The organism is Mesorhizobium sp. M3A.F.Ca.ET.175.01.1.1 (assembly GCF_004791945.1).
In the GTDB taxonomy this organism is placed as follows: Bacteria; Pseudomonadota; Alphaproteobacteria; order Rhizobiales; family Rhizobiaceae; genus Mesorhizobium.
Genome location: NZ_SRTP01000009.1, coordinates 111237 through 132025, shown reverse-complemented (window position 1 = coordinate 132025; position 20789 = coordinate 111237). Strand labels below are relative to the sequence as shown.

The window sequence follows — 20789 nt, the reverse complement described above, 5'->3', positions numbered from 1 at the left end:
CGCTTCGAGGCCGTTCGGCATCATCATGGAATTGGGCATCAGTGATAGTGGCGTCGATCGCGTGGCGCATCATGGGAATGGTCGAGGTCATGATGGTGGCCGTGCTCGTCATGGCTGTCGGTGCATTGGCCAAACTCAGGCTCCACCGTGGCATGATCGATGCCGTGCATGGCCGCAAGCCGCTTCTTGATGGCGCTGACGGCGGCGTAGGCGTCGACACCATCGTTCAGGCAGGCATGCAGCGTCGCCATGTTGCTGGTTCCGTCGAGCGACCAGACATGCATGTGATGCACCTCGCGCACGCCATTGACGGCGCCTTCCAGATCCTTGGCGATCAAATCCCTGTCGAGGCTTGCCGGCACGCCCTCTAGCAGCACATGGGCGGCCTCGCGCATCAGCGACCATGCCGTCGACAGGATCAGCAGTGAAACCAGCACGGAAAGGATCGGGTCGATCGGCGTCCAGCCGGTCGCCAGGATGATCAGGGCTGCCGCGATTGCCGCGGCCGATCCCAGCAGGTCGCCCAGCACGTGCAGTATTGCGCCGCGCATGTTGAGGCTTTCGCGATCGCCGCCATGCAGCACGAAGAAGCAGGCGATGTTGACCAGCAGGCCGGCGAGCGCCACCACCAGCATCGGCCCGCCCAAGACTGGCGCGGGATGGATCAGCCGCCCCCACGCTTCATAGACGATCCACAGCGCGATGGCGAAGATGGCGACGCCGTTGGTGTAGGCGACCAGAGTCTTGACCCGCGCGAACCCGTAGGTGAGACGCCCCGTCGCCGGACGTCCAGCGAGATGGAAGGCGTACCAGGCGAGGCCGAGCGCGATGGCGTCCGCCAGCATGTGGCCGGCATCGGCAAGCAGCGCCAGCGATCCCGTCAGCAGGCCTCCCAGCGCCTCGGCAACCATGAAGCCGCCCGTCAGGCAAGCAGCGATCAGCACCCGCTTCTTGTCGGCCGCGCCATGCACGTGACCGGCCCCATGGCCGTGCCCATGTGAGGCGTGGTCATGTGAGGCGTGGTCATTGTCATGTGGGGCGTGGTCATGTCGTTCATCGTCGTGCGCCATCGCCGAACTCCTGTTACGCCCCGAGCCCGGCGCGGAAATCTTCGAGCCGCCGCCTCTGCTGGCCATCGCCGTCGAAATTCGCCGGATCGAGCCAGGCCTCATAGGCTTTGCGCAACGCCGGCCACTCCTTGTCGATGATCGAATACCACGCCGTATCGCGGTTTTCGCCTTTTACCACAAGATGCTGGCGGAAGATGCCTTCGAACTTGAAGCCGAAACGCTCAGCCGCCCGCTTCGACGGCTCGTTGCGGTTGTTGCATTTCCATTCGTAGCGACGATAGCCGAGTTCGTCGAAAGCATATTTGGTGAACAGGAACTGGGCCTCGGTCGCCGCCGGCTTGCGCGAGATCAGCGGCCCCCAATAGATGTTGCCGATCTCGATGACGCCGTTGCCGGCATCGATGCGCATCAGCGTCTGGCGGCCGGCGACCTTGCCGCTTGCCTTGTCGATGACGGTGAAGAACAGCGGATCCTCGCTCGCCTCGACCTTGTCCAGCCAGGGCTGGAACGCAGCTCTGGTTTCCGGCGGATAATCCGGCAGCCAGGCGAAGCGGCCCCCGGCATCGGGCACCGACGAGGCTTCGTACAGCCCGTCGCCATGCCTTGCAGCGCTCAATGGCTCGAGCCTGACATAGCGACCCTCCAGCGCCTTGCGCTCAGGGCGCGGGCGCGGCTGCCAATCCTTGAGGTTTTCGGGCACCGGGAACTCCAATCCGTTTGACATTTGCCAGCGGACGCTCACAAAAACGTTCGCTCACAGAAAGAACCACAGGGACGGGAAAAATGCTCCACACGATTGCGGCCTTCGACCGTCTCGGCGAGGAAAACGCGTTCGCGGTGCTCGCGCGCGCCACGGCCTTGGCACAGCAGGGCCGCGACATCATCAACCTGGGCATCGGCCAACCGGACTTCAAGACGCCGCAGCATATCGTCGAGGCGGCGGTCAAGGCGTTGCGCGACGGCCATCATGGCTACACGCCCGCCAACGGGCTGCTCGCCACTCGCGAGGCGGTGGCGCGCCGAACGCTGACCACCACCGGCGTCGAGGTGTCGCCCGAGAACGTGATGATCCTGCCCGGCGGCAAGCCGACCATGTTTGCCGCGATCCTGATGTTCGGCGAACCGGGCGCCGAGATCCTCTATCCCGATCCCGGCTTTCCCATCTACCGCTCGATGATCGAGTTCACGGGGGCGGCTCCTGTGCCGGTGCCGATCCGCGAGGAGAACGGCTTCGCCTTCTCGGCCGAGGAGACGCTCTCGCTGATCACGCCGAACACCAGGCTGCTGATCCTCAATTCGCCGGCCAACCCGACCGGCGGCGTGACGCCGCGCGCCGAGATCGAGAAGCTGGTCAAGGGGCTGGAGAAGCACCGCCAAGTCGCCATCCTTTCCGACGAAATCTACGATGTCATGACCTATGACGGCGAGATGCATTGCTCGCTGCTTGGTTTTCCGGAAATCCGCGACAGGCTGATCGTCCTCAACGGCTGGTCGAAGACCTGGGCGATGACCGGCTGGCGCATGGGCTGGTCGATCTGGCCGAACGGCGAGAAGGGCGCCCACCTCTACGACAAGGTTCGCAAGCTCGCGGTCAATTGCTGGTCCTGCGTCAACGCGCCGAGCCAGTATGCCGGTATCGCCGCAATCGACGGCCCACAGGACGATGTCGAGAAGATGATGCGCGCCTTCGACAACCGCAGGAAGATCGTCGTCGAGGGGCTGAATGCGCTGCCCGGCGTTTCCTGCATCACGCCCAAGGGCGCCTTCTATGCCTTCCCCAACGTGTCGAAGACCGGCTGGAAGGCGAAGAAGCTTGCCGCGGCATTGCTCGAGGAGGCCGGCGTGGCGCTGATCGGCGGTCCCGATTTCGGCATTCTCGGCGAAGGCTATGTCAGGCTCTCCTATGCCAATTCCGAGGAGAACATCCTGCGCGCGCTGGAGCGGATCGAGGCCTTCCTGAAGAAATAAGCGCCGGGTCGCTATCCGCGCCCGACGAAGGGCATCTTCGTCGCCATCACCGTCATGAACAGCACATTGGCGTCGAGCGGCAGGCTCGCCATGTGGAGCACGGCGTCGGCGACGCGCTGCACATCCATCACCGCCTCGGCCGCGATGGAGCCGTTGGCTTGCGGCACGCCGACCGTCATCGCCTGCGCCATGTCGGTCAGCGCATTGCCGATGTCGATCTGGCCGCACGCGATGTCATAGGGCCGGCCGTCGAGCGCCAGTGTCTTGGTCAGCCCGGTGATGGCGTGCTTGGTCGCGGTATAGGGCACCGAGCCCGGCCGGGGCGCATAGGCCGAGACCGAGCCGTTGTTGATGATGCGGCCGCCCATCGGCTTTTGCCGGCGCATGGCGCCGAAGGCGGCGCGGGCGCACAGGAACGAGCCCGTGAGGTTGACGCCGACGATATCGTTCCAGACCTCGACCGGGATTTCGTCGATCGGCGTCGATTTGTAGCCCATGCCCGCATTGTTGAAGAGCAGGTCGACGCGCCCGAAAGCCTCCAGCACGGTCTCGAACATGTCATCGACCTGGTCGGCCTTGCTGATGTCGCAGGCAACGGCCAGCGCCTTGGCCTCTGTCTTCCCCGCCTCGGCGATCGCGTGTTCGAGCACCTGCTTGCGGCGGCCGCAGAACACCGTGTTCCAGCCAGCCGTAAGCAGCGCCGTGGCGACGCTCTTGCCGATGCCGGTGCCGGCGCCGGTGACGATAGCGGTCTTCTCTGGCATGGCGGTCATCGACGTGCTCCCGGGTCATTGCTGGAAGAACGTGTGGCATCGCAAATGACGCGGGCCGTGGCAAGCAGCTGTTGTCGACAGGGGCCGACAAAAAGGGCGGTCATTGTCGACCGCCCTGATCTGAACCGTGCTTGGGAGGAGGAAAGCCGGTCCGACTGGTTAGAATGATGCGCTTGCGGGGTTAACCAAGGCTTAACGACCGGAAAAGGCTCTCCTCCAGCGTTTACCAAGCTGGGCTACCAGCGCGGATTGGGCGAGGTTCCCGCCGGCACCTTGGCAGCCGCCACTGTCGCCTCGACATGGTCGACCAGCGCGTCCGGCAGGCCGAGGCGGCCAGCGAGCAGGTCGAGATAGCCGCGCTCGGTGCGGGTATCGGGATCGATGGTGAGGCGCGAGGCGGTATAAAGTTCGAGCTTCTGTGCGTCGGTCTTGGCGCTTGCGACCAGCGTGTCGAGGTCGAGCGGGCGCTCGAGCTCGTCCATCAGGAACTTTTCCGCTTCCGCGCCGATGCCGGCAAGCTTGAGCTTGTCGGCAATCTTTTGCCGCTCCTCGTCGTCTATGTGACCATCGGCCTTTGCCGCCGAGATCATCGCCCGCACCAGGGTCAGGGTGAACTCGTCCTCGCCCTGCGGCGCCTGCGAGGGATGGAAAGCGGTATCGGCCGGCGGCGGCAGCAGTTCGGGCTCGCCGGCTGCCGGTGCCTGGGCCGGTTGCTGTCCGCTTTTGTAGTTCTGGTAGGCCTTGTAGGCGAGGCCGCCGATAGCGGCCAGTCCGCCGAGCTTGATGGCGGCACCCGTCACTTCCCGGCCGGCGCCTGTGCCGAGCAGCACGGCGGCCAGCGCGCCGGCGGCCAGCGGATTGTCCTTTGCCATCTGCACCGCCTGCCCCGCCTTGTCGCGGACCGTCGATCCCGTGCCAGGAACTTGCGAGCCGAGAAGATCGTCGAGCAGCTTCTTGGGGTCGAGCATCAATGCCTCCAGAATTGGCCCGGCCGAATACGCCGGGCGGGGTGTCGGACCGGCAAGAGGTAGGCTTCAGGCTTTGACATTACAATGACGGGAAGCGTTTTGGTGAAACTGCGGCGCTCAGCTTCCGATGTGACGCCTGCCGCCGCGCGCTTGAGCCATTTCCACCTGGCGATGACGCTCGGCATAGCGGGCGCGGTCCTCGTCCGAACGCGTCTCGAAGCAATGCGGACAGGAAATGCCGGCGGCATAGCGCGGCGAAAGCCGGTCCTCGACGGTGAGCGGATGCCGGCAGGCGCGGCAGAGTTCGGCCTCGCCCTCGGCCAAGCCATGCGACACGGACACCCGCTCGTCGAAGACGAAGCACTCCCCCTGCCACAGGCTTTCGGCGGCGGGTACGTCTTCGAGATATTTCAGGATGCCGCCCTTGAGATGAAAGACGTTCTGAAAGCCGAGAGACTTCACATAGGCCGTGGCCTTCTCGCAGCGTATCCCTCCGGTGCAGAACATCGCGACCTTGCGGCCCTCGAGTTCCTCTCGGTGCTGTTCCACCCAGGCCGGAAATTCACGAAAGCTGGCGGTTTTCGGATCGATCGCGCCCTTGAATGTACCGATCGATACCTCGTAGGCATTGCGCGTGTCGATCACCAGCGTATCCGTATCCGAGATCAGCGCATTCCAGTCCGCCGGCGCGACATAGGTGCCGGCGCTTGTCGCAGGATCGATATCGTCTATGCCCATGGTGACGATCTCGCGCTTCAGCCGAACCTTCATGCGATGGAAGGGCATCTCGGCCGCGCCGCTGTATTTGACCTCCAGGCCGGCCAGCGCTTCGATCGCCTGAAGGTGGTCGATCAAGGCGGCGATCGCGTCTTCGCTGCCTGCGACCGTGCCGTTGATGCCCTCATGCGCCAACAGCAGCGTGCCTTTGATGCCGCGGCCGCAGCAGAAGGCCGCAAGCGGCGCGCGCAAGGCCTCGAGGCCCTCAAGTCGGGCAAACCTGTAAAGCGCGGCGACGCGGACCGGCTGAATTTCCTTGGCTGTTGTCATGGCCATGCCACTAGACCGTGCTGAAAGCGGTTTCAAGGCAGGGGAAAATGGGCCCGGCTTTGCGGTCCGCTGCGTGACATCGCGACACGCCTGCCTTCGTGGACTTGGGATACCCCATCTGCTAATCGGTTGAAATCGATCGGAACGGAGAGACCAGCGAATGCCCAGCAAGACCGAGAAGCTCCTGTCGCTGCTCAACGGCCAGCCGGTCATTCCGGTGCTCAAGATCGCAAGTGTTGCCGATGCCGTGCCGCTTGCACGGGCTCTTGCGCGCGGCGGCCTGCCGGCGATCGAGATCACCCTGCGCACCGCCGACGCGCTGGAAGCGATCCGCCGCGTGGCCGCCGAAGTCGAGGAGGCTGTTGTCGGCGCCGGCACCATTCTCGACGCACAGCAGTTCGACGAGGCAGCGCGCGCCGGCTCGAAATTCATCGTCAGCCCCGGCGTCACCGGCCAGCTTCTCGATGCTGTAAAGGACAGTGCCGTGCCGCTTCTGCCCGGCGCCATCACGCCCGGCGAAATCCTGGCCGCGCGCGAGGCTGGTCTGCGCTTCCTGAAGTTCTTCCCGGCCGAGCAGTCCGGCGGCATCGCCTCGCTGAAGGCCTTCGCCTCGCCGCTCGCCGACGTGAAGTTCTGCCCCACCGGCGGCATCACCGCCAAGAATGCTCCCGACTATCTCAGTCTGCCCAACGTCATTTGCGTCGGCGGCTCGTGGGTGGCGCCGGACGATCTCATCAAGGCCGGCAAGTGGGACGAGATCGAAGCGCTTGCGCGTGAGGCCAGCAGGCTGAAGAAATAGCCCCTCCCCCGGCGCAAATCCGACCGCCTTTCGCCGATCTGGCAACGGGCTTGGGGTGCAGTCAGCAGCAGACCTTGACCTTCTCCACATTCCCTGGCGGCGGTGAGCCGAGTGCATCACCAATCTGGTCATGCAATGCCCCGTTGACGACAACGGTTTCGGCCTGCCTCGCTGCCACGCAGCCGATGCGGCCGAGCAAGAAACCGATGCCAATAAAGTGTTCGTCATGAATTTCCCCAGGTGGGGACGTGGGCGATTTAATCTGCCAATGAATTTCTCACCAACACTATCGCAGCGACAAGCAAGGGCGACTCAGGCGGACCTTCACCGGCATCCGCCTGGCAGCAAACCGGAATAGAAGAATGCACGGCTTCGCGGCGATATTGAAAAGGGCGATCCTCGCCAAGGCGCCCGGCGACCCGCGATCGATGTTGATCGCCGTCAACAGGGACGACGGGCTCGGCGGTCGCCTGCTGGCGATGGCGAACGCCAAATCCCTGGCCGACAGGCTTGGCTACCGCTTCGGCTTCAGCTGGAACAGCAAGGCCGTCACCGACCAGCAATCCCACACGGTCGACGTGGTCGAAAAGATATTCTCGGCCGAGTTCATCGATCGGTATTGGCTGGGCGACAAGATCAAGGCGTCCAAATTTGGCGTGCTCGGCGGGGCTCCTTTCACACCGTCGGACCTCGATGCCGTAGCAAGGCAGGGCAAGCTGCGCGGCTGGGTCTGCGATCATTTCGACGTCCTCGACTACTTCCGTGACGGTGGGGCCGAACCGGTCCGCAGATCCGAAGCCCTGCGGAGCTTCGGCTTCTCGCGCGAGGTGCGGCAGGCGCTTGAAGCCGCCGGCAAATGCCGCTTCCCCGGCCCAATGGCCGCCCTTCACCTGCGCAGCGGTGACATCATCTACGGTCATCATCGCCGACGGCTGGTTTTCGCCGAGAAGGCCATCCCGTCCACCTTGGCCAAAGCGATCGTTGCGGAGCTTTCAGCCCGGGGACTGAGAACGCTTCTGATCGGCCAGGATCGCACCACGCTCGATTATCTCAAGGCCGAGACAGGAGCATGGCGGACCGACGATTTCGGCGCCGGCGAATTCAACGACGAGACCCAGCATACCTTCTTTGAAATGGCGCTGATGGCCAGATGCCAGCAGATCCATGCAGGAGGCAGCATCTACGCGGCGGTTGCGTCGGCGATGGGTGATGTGCCCAGCGCTGCCGCGGTTTTCGGCAATTCCCAGGCTTCCGGGATCATCCTCGAGGAGTTGCGCAAGCATGGGTCCGACTACCATCCGCTCGATGCCGCCTTCGGATATCAATGGGCCTTCCTGGCCATGGAAGACGATCTGAGCCCCGCGCGGGCAAGAGAAATCCTGGAGAGGGCATCGGCGCTGGATCCGGCAAACGACGCCTATGACCTGAAATTCGCCGCGGTGTGCTTTCGCCAAGGCGACCATGCTGCCGGCGAGGCCAGGCTGAAATCATTGATGGGGAGCCAACACGGGAGCCGGACGCGCAGGAGGATCCTGCCGATGCTGGAGCTCTTGATCAAGGTGGTTGGGGGGCGCTGCATGTTCACCAGGGACCTTGAGGCTTTCCTTGCCGCGGCAAGGGCCGGGCATCCGCACGCCATGGCCTGCGCGGCCTACATGCTGGCCGACATAGCGGGAGAGGCGCGGCAGGCGCTGGAGATGGCGACGAGGCTGGTTGAGGCAGAGCCGAACAACCGAATCTTCCGGCAAATCAGGCGTCGTGCAGCGCAGGGCAAGAAGCCGAGGTCGGGCCGGCTGGCGAAGGCGCGCTGGCGGCTGGGCCTGCTGCGCTGGCGCTGATCCCTTCGACGATCGTGTCGGTCACCGGCATCTTTTTTCGCCGGCGTCTCGAAATTTCCGTGAACCATTTCCTTGGGGCATGCGACCCAGCGCTGCACAACCAAAGCGGTTCCACCAAGGAGAGCATATGAACTACGCTGTTTCGAGAAACGTCTTCCTCGCCGTCGTCGCCGTTTCGCTACTGGCCGGCTGCAAGACAACCACCACAAGGACCTGCGACCAGCTGAAGCCGACCGTCACCTACCACGGCAAGTGCTGCGGGGTGGGCGATGCGCCCTGCCGCGAAGGCAAGGGCGGCAACCAGGGGCATTCACCTGATCCGACGCCGCAATAAGCCGCCAGACCGTTCTCGCCTGCCCTGGTCCTGCCGGGGCGGGCGGAGCCGTAGCCGTGCTCTCACAAGACGGCAATCGGCGTCTATCGATCAATTGGTTTGGCTGGATGGTGGGCGTGACAAGGATTGAACTTGTGACCCCTGCAATGTCAATGCAGTGCTCTCCCGCTGAGCTACACGCCCATCCGAAGCCGCGCATACACCATTTTTGGTTCGGCGCGTCAATAGCAGGAATGGGAAAAGAAAGCTTCGCTTTGCCGCACCGGCGGGAGCCGCCGATGCGACGCCCGACGAATATTTCAGGCCGCCTGCAGCATCTTCTCGACCTCGTTGACGAGGTCGCGCAGATGGAACGGCTTCGACAGCACCTTGGCGTCTTTCGGCGCCTTGGAGTCCGGGTTGAGCGCGACCGCGGCGAAGCCGGTGATGAACATCACCTTGAGGTCGGGATCGATCTCGGTGGCGCGACGGGCAAGCTCGATGCCGTCCATCTCCGGCATGACGATGTCGGTCAGAAGCAGCGAGAAAGGCTCCTCGCGCAACCGCTCATAGGCGCTGGCGCCATTGTCGAAATCGCTGACCTGATAGCCGGCGCGCTCGAGCGCCTTGACCAGGAACCGGCGCATATCCTCGTCGTCTTCCGCCAGCAGAATGCGTGCCATCATATCCCGTCCGAATCACCCGCCCCAAGCCTGCCGCCGGGCAAGCCCGTTAACCATCCTGTATATGAGGATGTGACGGTAAACATCAAGTGAACGATGGGCGTATCAGGCCTACTTCCAAGGGGCGTTCCGGCTACCGAAAAGCTGGACATGCGGGCCCCGGAATGGCAGGCTTCAAATCATGATGCAGTGCTGTTTCCTGGTTCGTTCAAATTGAAGACGGCAGCCGAGGATTTTTCGGTCGTTCCACCCTTCGAAATCCGATCGGGCGCCGAGCAACGCGTCCCCTTCCTCTTCAACTCGCCGCACAGCGGCCGCCACTATCCCGAACGCTTCCTTGCCATGGCGCGGCTGGACCGCAATGCCATCCGCCGCTCGGAAGATTGCTATGTCGATGAGCTGTTCGGTGGCGCCGTTGCGCTCGGCGCGCCGTTGCTGGCGGCAAACTTCCCGCGCGCCTATCTCGACGTCAACCGCGAGCCCTGGGAACTCGATCCGCGCATGTTCGCGGAACCGGTGCCATCCTTCTGCAACATCCGCTCGGCCCGCGTCGCCGGCGGCCTGGGCACCGTGCCCAAGCTGGTTGGCGAGGGTCTCGACATCTATCCCGGGCGCTTGCCGCTGGCCGAGGCCGTCGGGCGTATCGAGACCGTCTACAAGCCCTATCACGAAACGCTGAAGCGGTTGCTGACGCGGACCCATGCCAGGTTCGGCTATGCCGTGCTGATCGACTGCCACTCCATGCCGGCCAGCATCCGGGTCGGCGACAACGGGGCGCGGCCGGACTTCATCATCGGCGACCGCTTCGGGATTTCGGCGAGCGCGGCGCTGACCGAGACGGCAATCGGCCTGCTTACCGGCCTGGGCTACACGGTCGCGCACAACAAGCCCTATGCAGGCGGCTTCATCACTGAGCACTACGGTCGGCCCGCGCGTCATCTGCATGCCCTGCAGATCGAGGTCAATCGCGGCCTTTACATGAATGAGCGGACATTTCAGAAGTCAGGCGGCTTCGATGCACTCGCCGACGATCTGACGCGATTTGCGGCCGACCTCATGTCGATGCCCGACCATCACTTCGTCGACCTGCCGCTTGCCGCGGAGTGATGAGCCGATAGCGGGTCAAAAAAAGACCGCATCGTTTTCACGACACGGTCGAAGTCTAGGGAGGAAACGCCCAAGGAGGGCATGGACAGGACAGCCTGTCCAAGAACAAAACTATTGTGCGATGCACAAATGTCAATCGACTTCAGTCTTTTTTGATTCAACATGATGTGGAAATTGCGATTCGTTGACGCGTACGTGGCATTCGGGCAACAGTTGCCGCGGCGTTAGGCAGGCCCAAGGGCCTTGTCCCAGCCCGGAAACAGCGGCAAACGACAGGTTGCTGCAAGCGGGAGAATCACGTGGATATCAGCATCGACTTCATGCGGCGTATCGCGCATGCCGCCGCCGCCGAGACCTTGCCGCGCTTTCGCAGCCAGGGCGCCGTGACCAACAAGGAGGCTGCCAGCTTCGATCCCGTGACGGAAGCGGACCGCGAAGCCGAACGGGCCATCCGGTCACTGATTTCCGCGGAATTTCCTGAGCACGGCATCCTCGGCGAGGAGCACGGCAGCGAAAATATCGCCAGCCGCCATGTCTGGGTCATCGACCCGATCGACGGCACACGTGCCTTCATCTCCGGACTGCCGGTGTGGGGCACGCTGATCGGGCTGACGGTCGACGGGGATGCCGTCGCCGGTCTGATGTCGCAGCCCTTCACCGGCGAGCTGTTCTACGCCAATGGCTCGGGATCGCACTATGAAGGTCCGGGCGGACCGCGCCGGCTCGCCACCCGCAAGACGACGGAGCTTGCCAAGGCGACGCTGTTCACCACCACGCCGGCGCTGTTCAAGGGCGACGCGCGCTTGCGCTATGATGCCTTCGAAAAGCAGGTCCAGCTCGCCCGTTACGGCACCGACTGCTATGCTTTCGCAATGGTCGCGGCGGGAAGCGTCGACATCGTCGCCGATCCAGGGCTGAAGCCTTATGATATCGTGGCGTTGATCCCGATCATCGAGAAGGCCGGCGGTGTCGTGACCACCTTCGAGGGCGGACCGGCGGAAAATGGCGGCGACATACTGGCCGCCGCAACGCCGGAGTTGCACGCCGCGGCGATGGCCGCGCTGCGGAACTGATCGGCAGTCGGGGCAAGCGGCTGCGATCGGGCGATCAGTCGGCGTCGCCGGTTCCCGGAATGAAGGCATCGAAGGCCGCGAGAAGCTGCTCGCGATAGAGATCCCTTTCCTGCAGGATCTCATGACGAGCGCCGTCGATCATCAGCAGCGAACCGACGCGCAGCCGCCTCGCATAGACCTCAACCGCCTTTGTGGAGACGACCTGGTCGGCGCCGGCGGCGACGATCAGCATCGGCACCTGGATCCTTGCCATGAAGCCGGGATCGCTGATCGCCTCGGAAGCCTTGGCGGCAGCCCTCAGCCAGCGAATGGTCGGGCCGCCAAGAGCCAGCTCCGGGTACGTCTCGTAGATGCGCGTGTTGCGCCTGTAGCGCTGCGGATCCGACGTCACCTTGTTGGCTTCGAAGGGCAAGGTTTCTCTTGGCCGAGGCCCCCACGCGGCATAGAGGCGGCCAAGGCCGAGCCAGCAAAGCACCGTGCAGATGCGCCGCACGGTGGTGATCGAGACCGGCAGATCCGGCAGGGTCAGGAATGGCGCAATCAGCACCATGCGCCGCACCCGGTTGACCATTGAAGGCGAGGCAAGCAGCGCAACCACCGCTCCGGCCGAGTGGGCCAGGATGTAATAGGGGCCGCGGCAATCCGGCAGCACCACCTCTCCAAAGAACTGCTCCAGATCCCCGGCATAGTCGAAGAAGCTGCGGACATAGCCGCGCTGCCGGTTGCGGATCAGCCGGCTTGATCCACCCTGGCCGCGCCAGTCGAGTGTGGCGACGCCGAAGCCTCGGTCGGCAAGGTTGCGGATGGTCTCGAAATATTTTTCGATGCACTCGTTGCGGCCGGTGAGCAGCACCACCGTGCCCTGCAGCGGCCGGGAGACGGCGCCGAACACGCCGTAGCGAATTTTCTTGCCGTCGCGGGTGGTGAAGAGCCCGCCGCCGGCGTTCTGCGGTGCCGGGTTGTCCTCGGTCTGATGGAAGAGATCCGTCATTCGGCGCTTCGTCGCGTTGTCGCCCGATTGTTTCTCAGCCGCCTGGGGCGAGGCGTCGGCATGGTGATAGACGGCCATGCGGCAAAAGCAAAGGCGTTGTGGGAATTGCCCTGAACAGGGAAGGCCGGAAGCACCTGTGGCGCTTCCGGCCTCTGTCGATCCGGGAGGAAGGGACGTTAGCACCCGGCTCGGCCTCATGCGGCGCCAACAGCGTCGCTTGTCTGGGATCCTGGCCACAGAACTAGCGCATCGTGGCTGAACGGATGCCGAAGCCGCGGTTCATCTGGCGTTCATCGGCGCGCAGGTCCCGCCAATTTGATCGGTTGAAAAAGTCTTGAAATGGCTTTTGCCCATCCCCAAATGACTTTTGCGGCCGCCAACCATGGGGTCGCTGGCCCATCCGGAACGCCTTTGAAGGGTTTCGCACCGGCCATACGCAAACCATGTTGCTCACAGGAGAACACACCATGCGTCACGTTGATTTTTCCCCGCTTTATCGTTCGACCGTCGGCTTCGACCGGCTGTTCACCATGCTCGATTCGCTCGGCCAGCCCGAGACCGCGCAGACCTATCCGCCCTATAACATCGAGCGCACCGGCGAGAACGCCTATCGCATCTCGATGGCCGTCGCCGGTTTCTCGGAAGACGAGATCTCGATCGAGGCGCACCGCAATGTGCTGACCGTCAAGGGTGAACGCAAGGAAGAGGGCAATGGCGAAGGTTCCGAGCTGCTCTACCGCGGCATCGCCTCGAGGGCCTTCGAGCGCCGCTTCCAGCTCGCCGACCATGTCGAGGTCGAGGGCGCCACGCTGAAGAACGGACTGCTCTTCGTCGACCTCAAGCGCAACATTCCCGAGGAGCTGAAGCCGCGCAAGATCGCTATCACCTCGTCTTCGGACAAGGCCAAGCAGATCGAAGCCAAGGCCGCGGCGTAACCCAGGAAAAGAGCCGTCTTGTTCCCAGACGAAGCGGCGCCGCGAGGCGCCGCTTTTTCCTTGTGCCATCGGCAACCGGCGCTTGTGGCCCTTTTGAAGCCCGTATTGCCCGTTCATGAAGGGCCATGTTCGATTCTTCCCTGGCTCTCACCTCCACCATCGCAATCACCTTCCTGCTGGCGGGCATCGTCAAGGGCGTCACAGGCATGGGGCTGCCGACGCTGGCCATGGGATTGCTCGGCACTGTCATGCCGCCGGTCACCGCCGCCTCGCTGCTGATCGCTCCATCCTTCATCACCAATGTCTGGCAACTGTTCGCCGGCCCAAGCGTCGCTGCGATCCTGCGCCGGCTCTGGCTGATGATGGTGGGCATCGTGCTCGGCACCGTTGCAGGTTCGCAACTGCTCGCCAGCGACAATGTCGAATGGACGACCGCCGGCCTCGGCGCCGCGCTCGTGCTCTACGCTGCCTACACGCTGCTGGCTCGGCAGCCCAGCGTTCCCGCGAAAGCCGAGCGCTGGTCTTCCCCCTTTGTCGGCTTTCTCACCGGCCTTGTCACCGGCGGCACCGGAGTGTTCGTGGTTCCAGCCGTTCCCTACATCCAGGCGCTCGGCCTGAGCCGGGACGATCTCATCCAGGCGCTCGGCCTTTCCTTCACGGTTTCCACCATCGCCTTGGCGCTGGGCCTTGCATCGCATGGCGCCTTCGATGTCGGACATCTGGCGATGTCGTCGCTTGCGGTAGCGCCTGCCTTGCTCGGCATGTGGCTGGGGCAGGTGCTGCGGCAGCGGATCAGTCCGGCGACGTTCCGCCGCTGGTTCCTGATGTTCCTGATCCTGCTGGGGCTCGAGCTTTTGACGCGGCCCATTTTCGCCTAGACCAGAGTTTATCCAGCCAGCAACCGACCGAGGCGATCGACTTCTTCTGTCGTGGTCGCGAAGCTGGCGACGAAGCGATAGATCGCTTCGCTGTCGCCGAGGTGGCCATCAAAACCCTGCGGCACGCCCCATTCATAAAACTTGGCACCGGCCGCCTGCAGCCGTTCGGCAACGGCGCGGTCGAGGACGGCGAACACTTCGTTGGCCTGCGGCAGCCAGGCGAGCCTGCCCGCCGGCGCGTCCTCGATCGTCTCGCCCAGATGCGCAGCCATGGCATTGGCGTGACGCGCCATTCTCAGCCACAGTTCGTCGGTGAAATAGGCTTCGAACTGGGCCGAGATGAAGCGCGCCTTGGAAAAGGTCTGCCCGGCGCGCTGGCGCAACAGGCGCAGATCCCGACCGAGGTCGGGATTGAGGATGACGACCGCGTCGGCCATCCAGCAACCATTCTTGGTCGCACCGAAGGAGACGAGGTCGACGCCGCTCTTCCAGGTCATTTCAGCGGGCGAGACACCGGTGGCGGCGATCGCGTTGGCAAAGCGGGCACCATCCATGTGGAGCGGCAGCCCGTGCCGGCGACTGACCTCGGCAATCGCCTTGACGTCGTCCACGGTATAGACCGTGCCGACTTCCGTCGCCTGGGTGATGGTCACCGCCATCGGCTGGCCGGCGGGCGCGAGATCGCGCGAATAGCGCCTGATTGCCGTGTCGAGAGCATGCGGGTGGATGCGCCCCAAAGGCCCGGGCACGGGCGCCATGCGTGCTCCGCCGGTGTAAAAACCCGCCGCGCCGAATTCATCGACATTCATATGTGCTTCGGAATGGCAAAGCGCGATCCCGCCGATGCGGTTCAACGCCGCCATCGAGAGCGCGTTGGCTGCCGTGCCGGTCGCCACGAACAACACTTGAACGTCGCGTTCGAAGATCTCGCTGAAGCGCTGGTAGACGGCGCGGTCCAGGTCGCCGTCGCCGTAGGCGGTTGCAATGCCGGTGGCGTGGCGGGACAGGTTGGCCGAAATGTCGGGATGGACGCCCGCCCAGTTGTCGGATGCAAAGAACATCGAATGGTCCGTAGCTGATTGCTGAAACGGGCGCGACTTGATCGCTTTGGTTTTCCAAGCGCAAGGGCCAGCCGGCTCAAAACCGGTAAAGCCAGTCCTCTGACGGAAACGATCGAGACCGAAGCTTTCGTGTTGCGCCATTCTCACGAAATTTTGTGTCGCCGCCGAGCCAAGTTTTTTGTGAATCGGTCTTGTGCGCTCCCCTGATTTCTGTCATAAAAATTTAGGACAGTAGTGCTGTCTTATTTTATCGCGCAAAGCAGGCTGGACTGGCGTATCATTGCTGCCATCCCGGCCATTGTCGCGAGCGATGGGTAGACGGCTCGGCTCTGGCCTGTACGATACCGGATGCGAACCGGGCGTATAGCCGTATGGTTCGGTAGATTTCGCGAGACGTGCAGCAAGGATGAAGGGAAGCGTTGCGCTTCCCAAGGCAAACCAGCGCCCGAAGGCAATCAGCGCCAAGAGGACGGAACGGAGGACAGGACGATGACGCAACTGACGCCATCTGCGATCGACGGCCAGGCCGCGCAGACGAAAGCGGCAGCCGTCAAAAATCTGACCCGCACCGCCGACGGTCCCACCGCACAAGGCCTTTACGATCCGCGCAACGAGCATGACGCCTGCGGCGTCGGCTTCATCGTCAACATGAAAGGCGCCAAGTCGCACCAGATTGTCGAGGACGGTCTGGCGATGCTGGAAAACCTCACCCATCGCGGCGCCGTCGGCGCCGATCCGCTGGTCGGTGACGGCGCCGGCGTTCTGGTGCAGATTCCGGACCGGTTCTTCCGCGAGGAGATGGCGGCCCGGGGCGTCGAACTGCCTCCTGCCGGCCAATACGGCATCGGCCACTGGTTCATGCCGCAGGACGCGACCCTTCGTTCCCATATCGAGGACATCATCGCCGAAGCGGCGCAATCCGAAGGACTGCCGCTGCTCGGATTCCGCGATGTACCGGTCGACAATTCATCGCTGTCGAAGGCGCCCGGCATCGTGGCGTCCGAGCCGTTCCACCGGCAGGTATTCATCGGCCGCACGCCGGACATTCCCGATGACGAGGAGTACGAGGCAAGGCTCTATCTGCTGCGCAAGGTCATCTCCGGCCGCATCTACGCCGAGAACGACAACAAGGATATCGGCGCCTACTGCGTGTCGCTGTCGGCGCGCACCATCGTCTACAAGGGCATGTTCCTGGCCTATCAGGTCGGTGCCTATTACAGGGATCTGTCCGATCCGCGCTTCGAGACGGCGCTGATTCTGGTCCACCAGCGCTTCTCCACCAACACCTTTCCGTCGTGGAAGCTGGCGCATCCCTATCGCATGGTCGCGCATAACGGCGAGATCAACACGGTGCGCGGCAACAACAACTGGATGGCGGCGCGCCAGGCCTCCGTCGATTCCGAGCTGTTCGGCAACAACATCTCGAAGCTGTGGCCGATCTCCTACGAAGGCCAATCGGATACCGCCTGCTTCGACAACGCGCTCGAATTCCTGTTCCAGGGCGGCTACAGCCTCAGCCACGCCATGATGATGCTGATCCCCGAGGCCTGGGCCGGCAACAAGCTCATGGATCAGGACCGCAAGGCCTTCTACGAGTACCATGCCGCGCTGATGGAGCCGTGGGACGGACCGGCGGCGGTCGTCTTCACCGACGGGCGCCAGATCGGCGCCACGCTAGACCGCAACGGGCTGCGTCCGGCGCGCTACATCGTCACCGATGACGACCGCGTCATCATGGCTTCGGAAGCCGGCGTGCTGCCGGTGCCGGAGGACAAGATCGTCCAGAAGTGGCGCCTGCAGCCCGGCCGCATGCTGCTGATCGATCTCGCCAAGGGCCGCATCATCTCCGACGAGGAGATCAAGGCGGAGATCGCGACCAAGCACCCCTATAAGACCTGGCTCGCCAACACGCAGCTCATCCTGGAAGATCTGAAGCCGGTCGAGCCGCGCGCGCTGCGCAAGGACGTCAGCCTGCTCGATCGCCAGCAGGCCTTCGGCTACACGCAGGAAGACACCAAGCTTCTGATGGCGCCGATGGCCACCACCGGCCAGGAAGCGGTCGGCTCGATGGGCACCGACACGCCGATCTCGGCGATGTCGGACAAGTCGAAGCTGCTCTACACCTATTTCAAGCAGAACTTCGCCCAGGTCACCAACCCGCCGATCGACCCGATCCGCGAGGAATTGGTGATGAGCCTGGTGTCCTTTATCGGGCCGCGGCCTAACATTTTCGACCTGGTCGGCACGTCGCGCCGCAAGCGGCTGGAAGTGCGCCAGCCGATCCTGACGAATGGCGATCTCGAGAAGATCCGTTCCATCGGCCATACCGAGGACCGCTTCGACACCAAGACGATCGACATCACCTACGGCTCGAACGAGGGTGCGGGCGGCATGCAGGGCGCCATCGACAGGCTCTGCGAGCGGGCGGAGGCAGCGGTCGCCGGCGGCTACAACATCATCATCCTATCCGACCGCCAGGTGGGTCCGGACCGGATCGCCATCCCCGTGCTTCTGGCGACGGCGGCGGTGCACCACCACCTGATCCGCAAGGGTCTTCGCACCGCGGTCGGGCTGGTCGTGGAATCCGGCGAACCGCGTGAGGTGCATCATTTCTGCTGCCTCGCCGGCTATGGCGCCGAGGCGATCAACCCCTACCTCGCTTTCGACACGCTGCTCGACATGCACAAGCGCGGCGAACTGCCGGAAGAGGTCGACGAGCACGAGGTCGTCTCGCGCTACATCAAGTCGATCGGCAAGGGCATCCTCAAGGTGATGTCCAAGATGGGCATCTCGACCTATCAGTCCTACTGCGGCGCGCAGATCTTCGACGCCATAGGTCTGAAGTCGGACTTCGTCGAGAAGTATTTCACCGGCACGGCGACGCTGATCGAAGGTGTCGGTCTGGACGAAGTCGCCGCGGAAACGCTCAGCCGCCATTCCGATGCCTTCGGCAGCGATCCGGTGCTTCGCAACAGCCTCGAGGTCGGCGGCGAGTACATGTTCCGCATGCGCGGCGAGGCGCATATGTGGTCGCCGGATGCGGTCGCTACCTTGCAGCACGCCGTGCGCCAGGGCTCCTGGGACACGTTCAAGGAGTATTCGGCCCAGATCGACAGCGCGACCGCGCGGGCGCAGACCATCCGCGGCCTGTTCAAGATCAAGTTCGCCGAGGAAACCGGCCGCAAGAAGGTTGCCCTCGACGAGGTGATGCCGGCCTCCGAGATCGTCAAGCGCTTCTCGACCGGGGCGATGTCCTTCGGTTCGATCTCCAGGGAAGCGCACACCACCCTGGCGCGCGCCATGAACGCCATCGGCGGCAAGTCGAACACCGGCGAGGGCGGCGAAGAAGCCGATCGCTACCTGCCGCTGCCCGGCGGCGGCAAGAACCCGGAACGTTCCGCGATCAAGCAGGTCGCCTCGGGCCGGTTCGGCGTGACGGCGGAGTACCTGGTCAATTCCGATGTCATGCAGATCAAGGTCGCGCAGGGCGCCAAGCCCGGCGAAGGCGGCCAGTTGCCCGGCCACAAGGTCGACGCGACCATCGCCAAGGTCAGGCACTCGACGCCCGGCGTCGGCCTGATCTCACCGCCGCCGCATCACGACATCTATTCGATCGAGGATCTGGCGCAGCTGATCTACGACCTGAAGAACGTCAACCCGGCGGCCGATGTCTCGGTCAAGCTGGTGTCGGAGGTCGGGGTCGGAACGGTTGCAGCCGGCGTCGCCAAGGCGCGCGCCGATCACATCACCATCTCCGGCTATGACGGCGGCACCGGCGCCTCGCCGCTGACCTCGCTCAAGCATGCCGGCAGCCCATGGGAGATGGGCCTTGCCGAAACGCACCAGACGCTGGTGCTCAACGGTCTGCGCTCACGCATCGCGCTGCAGGTCGACGGCGGCCTGCGCACCGGGCGCGACGTCATTATCGGCGCGCTGCTCGGCGCCGACGAGTTCGGCTTCTCGACCGCGCCGCTGATCGCGGCGGGCTGCATCATGATGCGCAAGTGCCATCTCAACACCTGCCCTGTCGGCGTGGCGACGCAGGATCCGGTGCTGCGCAAGCGCTTCAAGGGTACGCCCGAGCACGTCATCAACTTCTTCTTCTATGTGGCCGAAGAGGTGCGCGCGCTGCTCGCCGAAATGGGTTTCACCCATCTCGACCAGATCATCGGCGACACCGATCTCCTGGAGAAGCGGGACGTCATCCAGCACTGGAAGGCGCGCGGGCTGGACTTCTCGAAGATGTTCTTCAAGCCCGATGCGCTGCACGATGCGCTGCACTGGACCGAGCGGCAGAAGCATCCGATCGACGACGTGCTCGACCGCAAGCTGATCGAACGGGCCAAGCCGGCGCTGGAAGCCAGGCAGCCCGTCACCATCGAGCTGCCGATCCGCAATGTCGACCGTTCGGCGGGCGCCATGCTGTCGGGCGAAGTCGCCAAGCGCTTCAAGCACAAGGGCCTTCGCGAGGACACGATCCAGGTGAAGCTCACCGGCACGGCCGGCCAGTCCTTCGGCGCCTTCCTTGCACGCGGCGTCTCCTTCGAGCTCGTCGGTGCAGGCAATGACTATGTCGGCAAAGGCTTGTCGGGCGGCCGCATCGTCATCCGGCCGCCGGAAGAGGCCAAGATCGTGGCGGCTGAATCGATCATCGTCGGCAACACCGTGCTTTACGGCGCCACGGAAGGCGAGGCCTATTTCGCCGGCGTCGCCGGCGAGCGCTTCGCCGTGCGCAATTCCGGCGTCGTCGCGGTCGTCGAAGGCGTGGGCGACCACGGCTGCGAATACATGACCGGCGGCATCGTCGTCGTCCTCGGCAAGACCGGCCGCAACTTCGCCGCCGGCATGTCGGGCGGCGTCGCCTATGTGCTGGACGAGAAGGGCGATTTCGCCGAACGCTGCAACATGGCCATGGTCGAGCTGGAGCCGGTTCCGGAAGAGGACGATTTGATGGAGAAGCTGCTCCATCACGGCGGCGACCTCGACCATAAGGGCCGCGTCGACGTCTCCGGCGACATGACCAGCCACGATGAGGAGCGGCTCTATCAGCTGATCTCGAACCATGTCCATTACACGGGTTCGGTGCGCGGTCGCGAGGTCCTCGATAACTGGCAGGCTTTCCGGCCGAAATTCCGGAAAATCATGCCGGTCGAGTACCGGCGCGCGCTGATCGAGATGGAACGCATGCGCATGAGCGTGGCGGCGGAATAGGCATCGGCCAGGCCGGGGAGATGAATCTCCGGCCGCCATCCTCACCAACAATCCTGGCCCCGGACTGCGGTTGC

Annotated in this window: 17 protein-coding genes and 1 tRNA gene; 9 read left to right on the top strand and 9 right to left on the bottom strand. The window is 63.9% G+C overall.

What is annotated here, in order from left to right; genetic code table 11:
* Positions 1-38: 38 nt before the first annotated feature.
* Both EN818_RS20575 and EN818_RS20570 read right to left on the bottom strand, forming a co-directional pair.
* Positions 39-1070, bottom strand: a complete 1032-nt coding sequence (locus EN818_RS20575) for a cation diffusion facilitator family transporter (protein ID WP_095806271.1) — start codon at positions 1068-1070, stop codon at positions 39-41.
* 13 nt (positions 1071-1083) lie between these two features.
* Positions 1084-1770: a GNAT family protein gene (locus EN818_RS20570; RefSeq protein ID WP_095806473.1), complete on the bottom strand. Its 687-nt coding sequence runs from the start codon at positions 1768-1770 to the stop codon at positions 1084-1086.
* A gap of 83 nt (positions 1771-1853) precedes the next feature.
* Here EN818_RS20570 and EN818_RS20565 point away from each other — a divergent pair, with 83 nt between their 5' ends.
* Positions 1854-3038 carry a pyridoxal phosphate-dependent aminotransferase gene (locus EN818_RS20565; protein WP_095806272.1) on the top strand — a complete coding sequence of 395 codons (1185 nt, stop codon included), beginning with the start codon at positions 1854-1856 and terminating at the stop codon, positions 3036-3038.
* Between the two features lie 11 nt (positions 3039-3049).
* Here EN818_RS20565 and EN818_RS20560 read toward each other — a convergent pair whose 3' ends face one another.
* The 3 genes from EN818_RS20560 to EN818_RS20550 form a co-directional block, all read right to left on the bottom strand.
* Complete coding sequence (locus EN818_RS20560) at positions 3050-3811, bottom strand: SDR family oxidoreductase (RefSeq protein ID WP_095806273.1); 762 nt, start codon at positions 3809-3811, stop codon at positions 3050-3052.
* A 236-nt stretch (positions 3812-4047) separates the two neighbouring features.
* Positions 4048-4779: a tellurite resistance TerB family protein gene (locus tag EN818_RS20555; RefSeq protein ID WP_095806274.1), complete on the bottom strand. Its 732-nt coding sequence runs from the start codon at positions 4777-4779 to the stop codon at positions 4048-4050.
* 117 nt (positions 4780-4896) lie between these two features.
* On the bottom strand, positions 4897-5826 hold the full coding sequence (locus tag EN818_RS20550; protein WP_095806474.1) for a rhodanese-related sulfurtransferase: 930 nt from the start codon (positions 5824-5826) through the stop codon (positions 4897-4899).
* A 160-nt stretch (positions 5827-5986) separates the two neighbouring features.
* On the opposite strand from EN818_RS20550, the gene EN818_RS20545 reads away from it, so the two are divergent.
* The 3 genes from EN818_RS20545 to EN818_RS20535 all read left to right on the top strand — a co-directional run bounded on the left by EN818_RS20545 (position 5987) and on the right by EN818_RS20535 (position 8797).
* Positions 5987-6625, top strand: coding sequence for a 2-dehydro-3-deoxy-phosphogluconate aldolase (locus tag EN818_RS20545; protein ID WP_095806275.1), 639 nt, complete (start codon positions 5987-5989; stop codon positions 6623-6625).
* A gap of 362 nt (positions 6626-6987) precedes the next feature.
* Positions 6988-8463 (top strand): hypothetical protein, encoded by a 1476-nt coding sequence (locus EN818_RS20540; protein WP_245420352.1) that lies wholly within the window; start codon positions 6988-6990, stop codon positions 8461-8463.
* A gap of 127 nt (positions 8464-8590) precedes the next feature.
* Entirely contained in the window at positions 8591-8797 is a 207-nt protein-coding gene (locus EN818_RS20535) for a hypothetical protein (RefSeq protein WP_095806276.1), read from the top strand.
* 108 nt (positions 8798-8905) lie between these two features.
* Here the strand turns inward: EN818_RS20535 and EN818_RS20530 are convergent.
* Positions 8906-8980: transfer RNA gene (locus tag EN818_RS20530), tRNA-Val, on the bottom strand.
* A 116-nt stretch (positions 8981-9096) separates the two neighbouring features.
* Positions 9097-9459 carry a response regulator gene (locus EN818_RS20525; protein WP_129554087.1) on the bottom strand — a complete coding sequence of 121 codons (363 nt, stop codon included), beginning with the start codon at positions 9457-9459 and terminating at the stop codon, positions 9097-9099.
* A gap of 150 nt (positions 9460-9609) precedes the next feature.
* Here EN818_RS20525 and EN818_RS20520 point away from each other — a divergent pair, with 150 nt between their 5' ends.
* Both EN818_RS20520 and hisN read left to right on the top strand, forming a co-directional pair.
* On the top strand, positions 9610-10566 hold the full coding sequence (locus EN818_RS20520; protein ID WP_095806277.1) for an N-formylglutamate amidohydrolase: 957 nt from the start codon (positions 9610-9612) through the stop codon (positions 10564-10566).
* A 299-nt stretch (positions 10567-10865) separates the two neighbouring features.
* Entirely contained in the window at positions 10866-11639 is a 774-nt protein-coding gene (hisN, locus tag EN818_RS20515) for a histidinol-phosphatase (RefSeq protein ID WP_095806278.1), read from the top strand.
* Positions 11640-11673: 34 nt separating this feature from the next.
* Here the strand turns inward: hisN and EN818_RS20510 are convergent, their stop codons facing one another.
* Positions 11674-12630 (bottom strand): alpha/beta hydrolase, encoded by a 957-nt coding sequence (locus EN818_RS20510; protein ID WP_095806477.1) that lies wholly within the window; start codon positions 12628-12630, stop codon positions 11674-11676.
* A gap of 467 nt (positions 12631-13097) precedes the next feature.
* Here EN818_RS20510 and EN818_RS20505 point away from each other — a divergent pair, with 467 nt between their 5' ends.
* On the top strand, positions 13098-13565 hold the full coding sequence (locus tag EN818_RS20505; protein WP_095806478.1) for an Hsp20 family protein: 468 nt from the start codon (positions 13098-13100) through the stop codon (positions 13563-13565).
* 125 nt (positions 13566-13690) lie between these two features.
* The gene (locus EN818_RS20500; protein WP_095806279.1) at positions 13691-14443 is read left to right on the top strand and encodes a sulfite exporter TauE/SafE family protein; all 753 of its coding nucleotides are present in this window, start codon (positions 13691-13693) and stop codon (positions 14441-14443) included.
* Between the two features lie 8 nt (positions 14444-14451).
* Here the strand turns inward: EN818_RS20500 and EN818_RS20495 are convergent, their stop codons facing one another.
* Entirely contained in the window at positions 14452-15504 is a 1053-nt protein-coding gene (locus EN818_RS20495) for a low specificity L-threonine aldolase (RefSeq protein ID WP_095806280.1), read from the bottom strand.
* Between the two features lie 489 nt (positions 15505-15993).
* On the opposite strand from EN818_RS20495, the gene gltB reads away from it, so the two are divergent.
* Positions 15994-20715 carry a glutamate synthase large subunit gene (gltB, locus tag EN818_RS20490; RefSeq protein WP_095806281.1) on the top strand — a complete coding sequence of 1574 codons (4722 nt, stop codon included), beginning with the start codon at positions 15994-15996 and terminating at the stop codon, positions 20713-20715.
* Positions 20716-20789 lie beyond the last annotated feature (74 nt).

Coding starts and splice junctions, on each gene's coding strand:
- EN818_RS20575 (WP_095806271.1), bottom strand. CDS start 1,070: ATGGCGCACGACGATGAACGACATGACCACGCCCCACATGACAATGAC.
- EN818_RS20565 (WP_095806272.1), top strand. CDS start 1,854: ATGCTCCACACGATTGCGGCCTTCGACCGTCTCGGCGAGGAAAACGCG.
- EN818_RS20560 (WP_095806273.1), bottom strand. CDS start 3,811: ATGACCGCCATGCCAGAGAAGACCGCTATCGTCACCGGCGCCGGCACC.
- EN818_RS20555 (WP_095806274.1), bottom strand. CDS start 4,779: ATGCTCGACCCCAAGAAGCTGCTCGACGATCTTCTCGGCTCGCAAGTT.
- EN818_RS20550 (WP_095806474.1), bottom strand. CDS start 5,826: ATGACAACAGCCAAGGAAATTCAGCCGGTCCGCGTCGCCGCGCTTTAC.
- EN818_RS20545 (WP_095806275.1), top strand. CDS start 5,987: ATGCCCAGCAAGACCGAGAAGCTCCTGTCGCTGCTCAACGGCCAGCCG.
- EN818_RS20540 (WP_245420352.1), top strand. CDS start 6,988: ATGCACGGCTTCGCGGCGATATTGAAAAGGGCGATCCTCGCCAAGGCG.
- EN818_RS20535 (WP_095806276.1), top strand. CDS start 8,591: ATGAACTACGCTGTTTCGAGAAACGTCTTCCTCGCCGTCGTCGCCGTT.
- EN818_RS20525 (WP_129554087.1), bottom strand. CDS start 9,459: ATGGCACGCATTCTGCTGGCGGAAGACGACGAGGATATGCGCCGGTTC.
- EN818_RS20520 (WP_095806277.1), top strand. CDS start 9,610: ATGCGGGCCCCGGAATGGCAGGCTTCAAATCATGATGCAGTGCTGTTT.
- EN818_RS20510 (WP_095806477.1), bottom strand. CDS start 12,630: ATGACGGATCTCTTCCATCAGACCGAGGACAACCCGGCACCGCAGAAC.
- EN818_RS20505 (WP_095806478.1), top strand. CDS start 13,098: ATGCGTCACGTTGATTTTTCCCCGCTTTATCGTTCGACCGTCGGCTTC.
- EN818_RS20500 (WP_095806279.1), top strand. CDS start 13,691: ATGTTCGATTCTTCCCTGGCTCTCACCTCCACCATCGCAATCACCTTC.
- EN818_RS20495 (WP_095806280.1), bottom strand. CDS start 15,504: ATGTTCTTTGCATCCGACAACTGGGCGGGCGTCCATCCCGACATTTCG.
- gltB (WP_095806281.1), top strand. CDS start 15,994: ATGACGCAACTGACGCCATCTGCGATCGACGGCCAGGCCGCGCAGACG.